Genomic DNA, 10,894 nt, shown 5'->3' on the forward strand with positions numbered 1-10,894 from the left:
CTCCTACCGCATGACACACCGAACGGAGGTACCGCCAACCTAAGAACATCCCGCACAGGGTGGGGACTTTCACCTGGCCACCAGCGGGGACATCAAACTGGCCGTTGACACCGTTCGAGGGTTCGTACGGATACGGCCGGGACCGCATCGTGACGGGTAGGCAGAAGCTCTCCCTGCGAGCACTGGACCGCGATGCATCGTCGGTGGCCCGGCCGGTGCACAGCTTCGACCGCGTTCAGTTGCTGGAGCCCGGTCAGATCGTGGAGATAGAGGTCGGACTCGGTTCGTCGGCAACATCTTTCATGCCCGGCGATCGCCTGCGGCTGGTGCTCGCGGGACGGAACATCGACCGGGGCAACCCGTTGACCGGACATTTCCCCGCCCGCTATCAGACCGGTCCCCGCGGAACGTGTCGGATTCATCGGGGCGGAGATCATCCCTCAATGCTGACGGTGCCGCTGATCGAGGCGACGAATCCGGCGGCCGGTCTGAATCCGTGACGACAGCTGAGGAGAGTACGTGGTGACGACCGAACCCCCGACCTGGCTGCTACTGCCGGGAACCCCGCTGTCGCCGGCGGTGTGGGACGGCGTGCGTGCCGAGCTGGCCGAGTACGGACACGTGATCACGCCTGCGATCAGCCCGCCGCCGGGTTATGCGGATGACGATCTACCCGCGCGGCTCGCCGCCGGGGTCGCGGAATCGGTTGCGTCCGAGGCGCCCTGGCATGTGGTGGGACATTCCTTCGGCGGACAGGTGGCCCTGGAACTCGCGATCCGGCGCCCCGAGCTCGTCTCCCGCCTGACGCTGCTGTGCACCCGAGACACGCCCTTCCCGGCATTCGACGCTGCGGCAGCCGCCGTCGAGGCCGGCACCGTCGATGTCGACGGCACACTCGGCCGCTGGTTCAGCGCAGACGAGTTGCGCAACGATGGACTGGTCGTCCGCTACGCTCGCGAAGCCGTGGCCGCCGCGGACCACGCGTCCTGGGCGTCGGCGCTGCGCGCGATCGCCCAATTCGACTGTTCGCAACGCACCGCGTCGATCTCGTGCCCGGTGACCGTGGTCGCGGCCGAACACGACACGGTGTCCGACGTCGCCTCCATGACAGCCATGCATCAGCGGATACCGGGATCGGACTTCATCGTCCGCGCCGGGGCCTGGCATATGAGCATCTTCGACGACCCGGCCGCGGTGGCGCGAATTCTCCTTTGACGACCGGCGAATCTCGACCGTCGGGCTTCAGGTCGCGTCGGCGATGATCTGCCGCTGGGCCGTGAACATCTCGGCCAGATTGTTGCTGACCGTGGTGTCCATCGCGGGCGGTGCGTCGTCAACCGTGTTGTGCGTGACCGTGAACGATACGCCCCGCTCCTCGCCGACCACGATGATCCCGGCGAGGTGAACCTCGATCGCACCGACCTCGTACTCGCCGGTCATCCGGACCGCTTTGTAGTCACCGTCGATCGGCAGCTCGACCTTCTCGAGCGCGAGAGTGACCGGGACGTCCCCGTCCTCGAGGGTCAGCGTGAAAGACGAACAGGCGGAGACGATCTCGTCGAACTCGTCGTAACCGTTGTCGGCCGGCTTGGTCACGTCGGCACTGTAGTTGTCGAGACCGAAGAGTATCTCGCTGGAGGACGAGGTCTCGGTGAGCTCGCGCTCCGCGCGTTCGTTGCCGGTCTGCTGAGACTGGACCAGCGTCGCACACTTCTCGTTGTCCACGGTGCTGCCGTCGTCGTCGTCGGTACTGCCCGTCTCCGTGCTGAATTCGCCCGTGATGTCCGGGAACTGGTCTTCGGGCAGCACCAGTTGGAGGGCCGAGGCGGTCGGGATCGACGGTTCGTCGTCGCCACCACCGCGCAGGGTCAGCGCCAGCACCACCGCCACCACGACGATCAGTACGAGGACCAGTCCGCCGCCGCCGATGAACCACCACTTCTTGCTCCCGCTCTTGGCCGGCGGGGGCGGTTGCTGACCGAACGGCTGGCCATACGGTTGTTGGCCGAACGGCTGCTGGCCGTAGGGCTGCCCGCCATAGGGCTGTTGGCCGTACGGCTGCCCACCGTACGGACCCGGGTTCGGCGGCTGGCCGGGAGCCGGCTGCGGCCCGCCGGGTTGGTGACCGCCAGATGGCGGCCAGCCGGGTTGCTGCGGCCCCTGCGGACCCATGGCGGTCGGCTGGTTGGGGTCGTAGGGACTGCCCACGGTCGGCTCCTCCTGGTCGGTGACCTCGGGAGATTACCGCGCTTCGATGGGGGCATCGCCGGGTTTCATGCGACTGAATGAGCGACGTCCGGCGGACGGGTCCGGACGTTCACAGGAGCGCGGGCGGTGGGTATTTCGGTTCGTACAGCGTGATCTCCCCGGCGCCGGGGACCTTGACCCGGACAGTCACGCCCCAACCCTCATCGGTCGGTGTGCCGGCGAACTCGGCGCCCCGGCCGGCGAGTTCGCGCATGGTGGAGTCGAGATCGTCGCACATGAACGACACGTCGAACTTCTGATCGGTGCGCCCGGCGCTTCCCTCGTGCTCCCAGGCATTCGGGTGCGCTCCGAGTTCGCTGGGACCGGTCTGGAAGATCAGCCAACCGCCGCCCGTGTCGACGTGCGGGAAGCGCAACACGTCGCGGAAGAATGCGCGGGCGGCGTCCGGGTCGTCGCAGTAGATCAGTGTGTGCACCGCGGTGATCATGGCGCCCAGGGTAGTCGGGCCGCGGAGCCGAACCAGTGTTGTTCGCAGAAGCCGGAACCGGCCCCCAGTGCAGAATATCCGTCCCCGTGAGCCGGTGCGAAGGGCAATATGCCCTTCAAACCTGTTCTGGGGGACGCAAATTCGTGGTAAAGAGACGATCCCTCGCCGGTTACTGGCCCTTCGTGGCTCGTCGCTTGCGCTCCTCGCACCTCAGGGAGCAGGGCTGGGACCTGCGGTTTTACAGTTCTTTCGGATTAGGGAGCAAGGGGAAGGTCAGCTCACCGCCTTCGCGACCAGCGTCGCAATGGTCTTCTCGGCCTCGGTGTCCAGAGTGCTGACCGCGAACGACGTCGGCCAGAATCCGCCGTCGTCGAGGCTGGCGTTCTGGGTGAACCCTAAGGTGGAGTACCGCTCCTTGTCGTCGTGCCCGCTGCGGAAGAAGCACACGACCTTGCCCTTCAGCGCGTAGGCCGGTTGCCCGTACCAGAGCTTCGGCGCGAGGTCCGGTGCGGCCGTGGTGACGATCGCGTGGATGCGTTCGGCCAGCGCGCGATCGGCCGGGTCCATGCTCTCGAGCTTCGCGAGCAGATCGAGTTCCTCGGCCGCCTTCTTGTTCCCGCGCCCGCGGGACTTCTCCTTCTCGAGCTCCGCGGCGCGCTCCTTCATCGCGGCGCGTTCCTGATCGGAGAATCCTCCAGAGCTGCCCATTCGCGTTCCCTTCGCGGTCGACGGCCTCGGGGCCGAGGCAGCTCTCACGGTAGTGCGGCGGGTCTAGGGGCTTCTCGATTCCGAACCGGTCACAGGTCTCGACGCGGACTCACACCCGCCCTCGCAGGATCGCGTTCCAGTACAGGCGCGGGAGGGCATATCGGTCGAAGGCCCACGCACTCCGGCGCGGTTTGAGCGGGTCGATGACCGACGGCAACGACGACGTGATGGTCCCGTCGCGGTCGAACTCGGCGGCGATGAGATGATGTGCGTCCGTCGCGATCGGAGCGACGGTGTACCCGTCGTAGGCGGTGAGTTCCTCGCCGGCCCGCGCGGCCGCGATGTTGTCGGCGAGCACCGAGATCTGCCGTCGCAACCCGCCGCCCGACGGGTCGGTCGCGATCGCGGCGCCGTCACCGGCTCCCCAGATGGACGGATGGGTGCGGTGACGCAGCGTGTGGGGATCGATGTCGACGAGCCCCCGGCCGCGGGCGCCGGCCAAGCCCGAGTCGGTCACCAGGTCGGCGCCTCGGAAGGGCGGGACGAGGTGCAGCATGTCGTAGTGCACGTCCTGGGTGGCCGAGCCGGTGACCACGGTGACCCGGCGATCGACCGGATGTAGTCGTACCGAACTGTCGAGCAGCACGCGGACGCCGAGTTCGTCGAGGCACTCCAAGAGGCGGGCGTCGAGGGCATCGACGCCGAGCAGATGGGGCCGGTCTACGGTCAAGGTGATGTCGAGCGACTCGAGGATTCCTCGACGCCGCCAGTGGGCGGCGGCCAGGAACAGTGGTTTGAGTGTGGTCCCGGTGCAGCTGACCGGCGGACGCGGGACGGTGAACACCGCTCGCCCACCCCGTGGCATCGAGGTGACGAGATCCCAGGTCTGTTCGGCCCGGTCGAGATAATTGCTGGCCACCGCCGGGTCGGCGATCGCGAGTTCGATCCCCGGCATCGCGTCGTGATCCGGTACTAGTCCGACGGCCAGGACGAGGTCCCGGTAGCCGATGTCGGCGCCCGAGGCGCAGCGGATTGTCCGCTTTCCCGCGTCGACGACGACGGCGGTGTCGCGCAGCCACGTCACCCCGTCCGGCGTCACCGATCGCTGCGTGCGCTCGGCGTCCTGCAGTGTCGCCTGACCTCCGCCGACGTAGGAGAGCAGTGGGCGGTAGGTGTGGACGGCCTGCGGTTCGATCACCGCGACATCGGTGACGCCCAGACGCAGCAGTCGCGCCGCCGCGCTGAGGCCGGCGTTTCCGCCGCCGACGATGACGACGTCGAAGTGTCGGGTCTCGCGAGATGAGGTCATGCGGGTCAATACCCGGCCGGGCGGTCGGGAAAACCGGGGGAGCCGGCTGTGCCGGGTGCCGGGGCCGCCTCGGCCGGGTCCTCGTGGTCCGGGCGCTTGGTGCGACCATGGACCGATGACCGCCACGCTCGTCGCCAAGGACGTCGCCGGGGGATATGCCCACCGCGTCCTCTTCGACCACCTCGATCTCACGGTGGCACCCGGCGACGTGATCGGCGTGGTCGGTGCCAACGGTGCCGGGAAGACGACGCTGCTGCGGGTACTCGCCGGTGATCTCGCGCCCCTGGAGGGGACGGTGACCCGTGCACCGTCCGACGCTTTCGTCGGATGGTTGCCGCAGGAGCACGAACGGGTTCCCGGTGAGGTGGTGCGCGCGTACGTCGCCCGCCGGACGGGGTGCGCGGCGGCGACGGCGGCGATGGACGCGGCGGCGGACGCGTTGGCCGACCCCGACGCCGCGGCGCCGGGAGATCCGGCCGAGACGTATGCGGCCGCGCTCGACCACTGGTTGGCCACCGGGGCGGCCGATCTCGACGAGCGGTTGCCCGCGGTCCTCGCCGACCTCGGGCTCGGCGACGGCGTCATCGACCCGGACGCCACCCTGATGGCGGATCTGTCCGGCGGCCAGGCCGCCCGGGTCGGGCTCGCCGCGCTGCTGTGCTCGCGGTTCGACATCGTGCTCCTCGACGAACCGACCAACGACCTCGATCTCGACGGTCTCGCGCGCCTGGAGGAGGTCGTGGCCGGCATGCGGGGCGGCGTCGTCCTGGTCAGTCACGATCGAGAGTTCCTCGCGCGCAGCGTCACCCGGGTGCTCGAACTCGACCTCGCGCAGCACACCAACACCGTGTACGGCGGCGGCTACGAGAGCTACCTCGAGGAGCGTGCCGTCGCCCGCCGTCACCGTCGCGAGGAGTACGAGGAGTTCGCGGCCAAGAAGGCCGACCTCGTCGCACGCGCTCGGACCCAGCGTGAGTGGTCGAGTCAGGGTGTCCGCAATGCCATCCGGAAAGCGCCGGACAACGACAAGATTCGACGTCGCGCCGCCACCGAGTCCAGTGAGAAGCAGGCGCAGAAGGTCCGGCAGATGGAGAGCCGGATCGCTCGGCTCGACGAGGTCGCCGAACCGCGCAAGGAATGGGTTCTCGAGTTCACCATCGGGTCCGCGCCGCGCTCCAGCTCGGTGGTCGCCACCCTCAATGAAGCGGTTGTGCGACAGGGGGATTTCGTGCTGGGCCCGGTGTCGTTACAGGTGAACGCCGGCGAACGCATCGGCATCACGGGCCACAACGGTGCCGGCAAGACGACGCTGCTGCGGCTACTACTCGGTCGCGTCGTACCCGACGAGGGGACCGCGCGACTCGGTGCCAACGTCGCGATCGGCGAGATCGACCAGGCGCGTGGCCTGTTCACCGGTCCCCGGCCGCTGGCCGAACGGTTCGAAGCGCTGGTCCCCGAATACTCCACCGCGGACGTGCGAACGTTGCTCGCCAAGTTCGGGCTGCGGGCCGATCACGTGGACCGGCCGGTCGGAGAGCTGTCACCCGGCGAACGCACGCGGGCCGGACTCGCCCTGCTGCAGGCGCGGGGCACCAATGTCCTCGTCCTCGACGAGCCGACCAACCACCTCGACCTGCCGGCCATCGAGCAACTCGAGTCCGCCCTCAATTCCTACGACGGCGCAGTGCTTCTCGTGACCCACGATCGGCGCATGCTGCAGAACGTGCGCGTCGACCGGCACTGGGACGTCGACGGCGGCCGGTTCAGCGAGCGCTGAGATCTCTCAGCCCGCGAGCCGGGTGTCTACCCCACGCACGTCCGCCGGCAGATCCTCCTCGGCGCTCCCGAGCCCGAGGTGCTCGCGCAGGGTCGTGCCCTCGTACTCCGTGCGGAACAGGCCGCGGCGCTGCAGCTCTGGGACCACGTAGTCCACGAAGTCGTTGAAGGTGCCCGGGGTCTGCGCACTCGACACGATGAACCCGTCGGCCTCACCGCCGGTGAAGGACTCCTCGATATGGTCCGCGACATCGGCGGCCGTGCCGACGAACTGCGGCAGCAGGACTCCCTGGGCGTAGAGCTTGCCGATGTCGCGGAGGGTGAGACTGTCCCGCTCGGAGAGGCGTCGGGCGACGTCGAACAGCCCCTGTGTTCCGCTCACCTGGACGTCTTCGACGGGAGCGTCGAGATCGTAGGCGGAGAAGTCGTGGTCGGTGTGAACCGACAGCGTGATCAGGCCGGAGATCGGATCGGCGAGTTCGTTGTGGAACGCCTGCTTCTCCCGGGCGATCGACTCGGTCTCGCCGATGAACGGGATGAACGACGGGAAGATGTTGACGTGGTCGGGATTTCGGCCGAAGTTCACCGCCCGCGACTTCACGTCGTCGTAGTAGGCCCGGCGTCCCTCCGGGGTCGGGTCGATCTCGAAGATCGCCTCGGCCCACCGCGCGGCGAAGTCCTTGCCGGTGTTCGACGATCCCGCCTGGATGAGTACCGGGCGATGCTGCGGTGAGCGGGGCTGGTTCAGCGGACCCCGCGTGCGGTAGTGCGTGCCTTCGTGGTCGACGGTGTGGATCTTCGACGGATCCGCCCAGACGCCGGACTCCTTGTCGGCGGTGACGGCGTCGGCATCCCAGCTCGACCACAGCTTGATCGCCGTGCTGACGAACTCCTCGGCGCGCACGTACCGCTCGTCGTGTCCGACGTGGTCGTCGAAGCCGAAGTTCTGCGCCTCGGCCTGCGACAGCGACGTCACGATGTTCCACGCGATCCGTCCACGGGTGAGGTGATCGAGGGAACCGAAGACGCGCGCGAGTTCGTAGGGGTGAAAGTAGGTGGTGGACTTGGTGACCGCGATGCCGAGCCGGGTGGTGACGGCGGCGATGCTCGCCGCGACCAGGCTCGGATCGATCGTCGCCGCGGCCTGGGTGCCGCGCCGGAAGGGTTCGGACTGGTCGCCGCCGAACCGGACCGGTGCGGCGAGCAGGTCGGCGAAGAAGGCGAAGTCGAACTTGCCGCGTTCGAGGATGCGGCCGACCCGGTGGTAGTGGTCTGGCCCGAAGTAGTCGGTCTCCGACCCGGGATGACGCCATGCGGCGTGCGAATGGGTGACGGGGGAGGCGATCAAGAAACCACCGAGGTGGAGCTGACGGGTCACGGATGATGTCCTTCGGTCTGGGTCGCCGGAGCGAGTCGGGGAGGTGCCGCCACGGGCAGGGAGGTGATCGGGACAAGTCAAGGCGCGCCGAACGCCGAGGGCGAGGGTTGAGCCCGCCGTGATCGCAACAGACCCTTGACATACAACCAATTGGTTGTATGTTTGAGGCGTGGCCGAGAACGTAGGCGAACCGACAGACGAGGACCGGGCCGACGCCCTGTTCCACGCGCTGTCGGACCGCACCCGTCGTGACATCCTGCGACGCGTGCTCGCCGGCGAACACTCGGTCTCGGTGCTCGCCGCGAAATACGACATGAGCTTCGCGGCGGTACAGAAGCACGTCGCCGTCCTGGAGAAGGTCGGTCTGCTCACCAAGCGTCGTTCCGGACGCGAGCAGCTGGCCAGCGGCGATGTCGCGGCAGTGCGTTCGGTGGCCTCGATGCTCACCGAGCTCGAAGCGGTGTGGCGTGGTCGTATCGCCCGCATCGACGATCTGCTCACGCTCGAATCACCCTCACCCACAACCACACCGGAGGAATGAACAATGCCTGTCATCGATGTGACACCCGACCTGGACGCCCGGACGATCACCATCAACGCCGAGTTCGCGGCCCCGATCGAACGGGTGTGGCAGATCTACGCCGATCCGCGTCAGCTCGAGAAGATCTGGGGCCCGCCCACCTATCCGGCGACCGTCGTCGACCACGACCTGCGCCCGGGTGGCAAGGTCACGTACTACATGACCAGTCCCGAGGGCGAGAAGTTCGGCGGCTACTGGAAAGTCGAATCGGTGGACGAGCCCACCGGCTTCACCTTCCTGGACGGCTTTGCCGACGGGGACCTCAACCCGATCACCGACATGCCCGAATCCCGCAATTCCTACGCATTCACCGAGACGGACGGTAAGACCGTCGCCACCTTCATCAGCACCTACGACTCGGCCGAGGCGTTGCAGAAGGTGCTCGACATGGGAGTCGTCGAAGGTGCGTCGTCGGCGGTCAACCAGATCGACGAGTTCCTCGCGGCCTGAGGGTCACAGGTTCGAGTTGAGCGTCGGAAACCCCTCGGGCAGTTCGGCGGCCGGGCCACCGGCGCCGGACCCCGTGGGCTCGACGTCCAGCCCGTGCGTGTAGGCGGCCATCGAGATCGACCCGGCGGCATGGCCGTCCACGAGCAGATCCAGCGGGGCGTCTCCGGCGAGTCCGGCGATGTACAGCATCGGTAGATAGTGGTCCGGGGTCGGCACGGACTTGTCGAAGTCGGGATGTCCGTCCAGACTCAGCACACTCGACGGCTTGTCCAGCAACACCTCTCGGGCCGCGTCGTCGAACCGGTGGGCCCAGTCGAATCCGCTGTCGGGCTTCGCGAAGTCGACCGCGCGTAGGTTGTGCACGATGTTGCCGCTGCCGATGATCAGCACACCCTGGTCGCGGAGCGGGGCGAGCCGGCGGCCCAGTTCGTAGTGGTGCTCGTAGTCCTTGAAAGCGTTGAGCGACAACTGGAGTACGGGTACGGACGCATCCGGGAACGTGTGCACCAGCACCGACCACGTCCCGTGGTCGATACCCCAGCTGTCGACGTCGTGACCGCACCACGTGGGTTTGACGACATCGGAGACCATGTCGGCGACATCCGGGTCGCCCGGGGCAGGGTACTCCACGTCGAAGAGGTCCTGCGGGAAACCGTAGAAGTCGTGGATGGTCCGCGGCCGTGGCATCGCCGTCACGGCGGTGGCGTTGGTGTACCAGTGCGCCGAGATCACCAGGATCGCTCGCGGTTTCGGCACCGATGCACCCAGAGCGGCCCAGGCCTCGGTGTACTTGTTGCGCTCCAGGGCGTTCATCGGGTTGCCGTGACCGATGAACGCGACCGGCATCGTCCCCGAGCTCGTCGCGTCTACCGCTGACATCGTCGCCTCCTCCGGCCGATTGCGGACGGAGTCGACGCTACTCCGGAATCGACGAAGTCGCCGACAGGGGTTCGGCGCCCGTGAAAATTCGACAATGCACAAGCGCTGGTCAATGCTGATTGCCGCGGTCCTCGCGATCGTTCTGGCGGCGTGCGGCACCGGGGGCGGTGCCGAACCCGCGTCCTCGTAGGCGTCGTCGTCCAACCCGCAGCAGGCGGCGCAGATCGAGTAGATCGTCGAAGGACTGATGGAGTCCCAACACCTCAAGTCGGTGATCGTGCGTGTCACCGACGACGGCCAGGAGGTGACCACCAAGGCGTTCGGCGAGTCGCAGACCGGTGTACCCGCCACCGCGGACATGCACTTCCGCAACGGGTCGGTCGCCATCGCCTACGTCGCGGCGGTGCTGTTGCAACTCGTCGACGAGAAGGCGGTCGCCCTCGACGACATCATCGCGACATGGGTGCCCCAGATCCCCAACAGCGACCGGGTCACCCTCCGGCAACTGGCGACGATGACGTCGGGGTACCAGGACTATGTGCTCGGCAACGACGCGTTCGAGATCGAGGAGTTGACGAACCCGTTCAAGGCGTGGACGACCGACGAGATGTTGTCCTACGCGGTGAACGAGCCGCTGCTCTACGCGCCGGGGACGAACTGGAACTATGCGCTCGGCCGAGGGCTATGACACCAACCAGATCTTCGCGCAGATCGGCGCACTGATGGCACCCGACGCCGCGCCACCGATCCCGCGGAACTGACGCCGCCGCGAGCCCCGGCCGTCGTGCTGCGAAAACCCACTCAGCGCGGGTGCCATAAGGTGGCAGGTATGGTCGACCGCCTCCCCGACGACGATCTACGGGTCGGAAACCCGGAACGCGAGCGGGCCGTGACTCTCCTCAATGATGCCTTCTCGTCCGGATATCTGGAGATCGCGGAGTTCGAGGAGCGGTCCGGTCTGGTGTACGCCGCCAAGACCCGCGCGGACCTGCGAGCCGTCCTGGAATGAATCGCCCCGGGTTTGCTGGAGGCTCGGTTAGTTGGTTCCAGCGTTTGCGGGGACCGGGTTCTCACGGTAGCTGGTGACGGTGTGGGTCGACCAGTAGGCGCTCTCGTACT

Annotated in this window: 12 protein-coding genes and 1 pseudogene; 7 read left to right on the forward strand and 6 right to left on the reverse strand. The window is 67.5% G+C overall.

Annotated features, from left to right (window positions below):
* The first annotated feature begins 149 nt into the window (after positions 1 to 149).
* Entirely contained in the window at positions 150 to 500 is a 351-nt protein-coding gene (locus FFS52_RS22820) for a CocE/NonD family hydrolase C-terminal non-catalytic domain-containing protein (RefSeq protein WP_165629761.1), read from the forward strand.
* Between the two features lie 22 nt (positions 501 to 522).
* Positions 523 to 1,215: an alpha/beta hydrolase gene (locus FFS52_RS22825; RefSeq protein ID WP_226513747.1), complete on the forward strand. Its 693-nt coding sequence runs from the start codon at positions 523 to 525 to the stop codon at positions 1,213 to 1,215.
* A 27-nt stretch (positions 1,216 to 1,242) separates the two neighbouring features.
* Here FFS52_RS22825 and FFS52_RS22830 read toward each other — a convergent pair whose 3' ends face one another.
* From FFS52_RS22830 to FFS52_RS22845, 4 genes are all read right to left on the reverse strand, one after another.
* Entirely contained in the window at positions 1,243 to 2,208 is a 966-nt protein-coding gene (locus tag FFS52_RS22830) for a hypothetical protein (RefSeq protein ID WP_137811007.1), read from the reverse strand.
* 109 nt (positions 2,209 to 2,317) lie between these two features.
* Positions 2,318 to 2,695: a VOC family protein gene (locus tag FFS52_RS22835; RefSeq protein WP_078113702.1), complete on the reverse strand. Its 378-nt coding sequence runs from the start codon at positions 2,693 to 2,695 to the stop codon at positions 2,318 to 2,320.
* A gap of 273 nt (positions 2,696 to 2,968) precedes the next feature.
* Positions 2,969 to 3,403, reverse strand: a complete 435-nt coding sequence (locus FFS52_RS22840) for a DUF1801 domain-containing protein (protein WP_137811008.1) — start codon at positions 3,401 to 3,403, stop codon at positions 2,969 to 2,971.
* Positions 3,404 to 3,512: 109 nt separating this feature from the next.
* Complete coding sequence (locus FFS52_RS22845; RefSeq protein WP_137811009.1) at positions 3,513 to 4,712, reverse strand: FAD/NAD(P)-binding oxidoreductase; 1,200 nt, start codon at positions 4,710 to 4,712, stop codon at positions 3,513 to 3,515.
* 115 nt (positions 4,713 to 4,827) lie between these two features.
* On the opposite strand from FFS52_RS22845, the gene FFS52_RS22850 reads away from it, so the two are divergent.
* Entirely contained in the window at positions 4,828 to 6,489 is a 1,662-nt protein-coding gene (locus tag FFS52_RS22850; RefSeq protein WP_137811010.1) for an ABC-F family ATP-binding cassette domain-containing protein, read from the forward strand.
* A gap of 6 nt (positions 6,490 to 6,495) precedes the next feature.
* On the opposite strand, the gene FFS52_RS22855 is transcribed toward FFS52_RS22850, so the two are convergent.
* Complete coding sequence (locus FFS52_RS22855; protein ID WP_137811011.1) at positions 6,496 to 7,866, reverse strand: LLM class flavin-dependent oxidoreductase; 1,371 nt, start codon at positions 7,864 to 7,866, stop codon at positions 6,496 to 6,498.
* A 169-nt stretch (positions 7,867 to 8,035) separates the two neighbouring features.
* Here FFS52_RS22855 and FFS52_RS22860 point away from each other — a divergent pair, with 169 nt between their 5' ends.
* Positions 8,036 to 8,407 carry a metalloregulator ArsR/SmtB family transcription factor gene (locus tag FFS52_RS22860; protein ID WP_137811012.1) on the forward strand — a complete coding sequence of 124 codons (372 nt, stop codon included), beginning with the start codon at positions 8,036 to 8,038 and terminating at the stop codon, positions 8,405 to 8,407.
* Positions 8,408 to 8,410: 3 nt separating this feature from the next.
* Positions 8,411 to 8,896 (forward strand): SRPBCC domain-containing protein, encoded by a 486-nt coding sequence (locus FFS52_RS22865; protein WP_137811013.1) that lies wholly within the window; start codon positions 8,411 to 8,413, stop codon positions 8,894 to 8,896.
* Positions 8,897 to 8,899: 3 nt separating this feature from the next.
* Here FFS52_RS22865 and ygiD read toward each other — a convergent pair whose 3' ends face one another.
* Positions 8,900 to 9,775 carry a 4,5-DOPA dioxygenase extradiol gene (gene ygiD, locus FFS52_RS22870; protein WP_137811014.1) on the reverse strand — a complete coding sequence of 292 codons (876 nt, stop codon included), beginning with the start codon at positions 9,773 to 9,775 and terminating at the stop codon, positions 8,900 to 8,902.
* 247 nt (positions 9,776 to 10,022) lie between these two features.
* Between ygiD and FFS52_RS22875 the strand changes: the two genes are divergently transcribed.
* Positions 10,023 to 10,463 (forward strand): serine hydrolase domain-containing protein, encoded by a 441-nt coding sequence (locus tag FFS52_RS22875; RefSeq protein WP_226513743.1) that lies wholly within the window; start codon positions 10,023 to 10,025, stop codon positions 10,461 to 10,463.
* Positions 10,464 to 10,604: 141 nt separating this feature from the next.
* Positions 10,605 to 10,781: pseudogene (locus FFS52_RS22880) on the forward strand (DUF1707 domain-containing protein); the annotation flags it as partial.
* Positions 10,782 to 10,894: the final 113 nt, after the last annotated feature.

The organism is Gordonia sp. ALPHA1B1, assembly GCF_005502615.1.
In the GTDB taxonomy this organism is placed as follows: domain Bacteria; phylum Actinomycetota; class Actinomycetes; order Mycobacteriales; family Mycobacteriaceae; genus Gordonia; species Gordonia hongkongensis.

Bases quoted from the DNA above. Each gene is read 5' to 3' on its own strand.
- FFS52_RS22850 (WP_137811010.1), top strand. From the start codon at position 4,828: ATGACCGCCACGCTCGTCGCCAAGGACGTCGCCGGGGGATATGCCCAC.
- FFS52_RS22840 (WP_137811008.1), bottom strand. From the start codon at position 3,403: ATGGGCAGCTCTGGAGGATTCTCCGATCAGGAACGCGCCGCGATGAAG.
- FFS52_RS22875 (WP_226513743.1), top strand. From the start codon at position 10,023: ATGGAGTCCCAACACCTCAAGTCGGTGATCGTGCGTGTCACCGACGAC.
- FFS52_RS22835 (WP_078113702.1), bottom strand. From the start codon at position 2,695: ATGATCACCGCGGTGCACACACTGATCTACTGCGACGACCCGGACGCC.
- FFS52_RS22845 (WP_137811009.1), bottom strand. From the start codon at position 4,712: ATGACCTCATCTCGCGAGACCCGACACTTCGACGTCGTCATCGTCGGC.
- ygiD (WP_137811014.1), bottom strand. From the start codon at position 9,775: ATGTCAGCGGTAGACGCGACGAGCTCGGGGACGATGCCGGTCGCGTTC.
- FFS52_RS22865 (WP_137811013.1), top strand. From the start codon at position 8,411: ATGCCTGTCATCGATGTGACACCCGACCTGGACGCCCGGACGATCACC.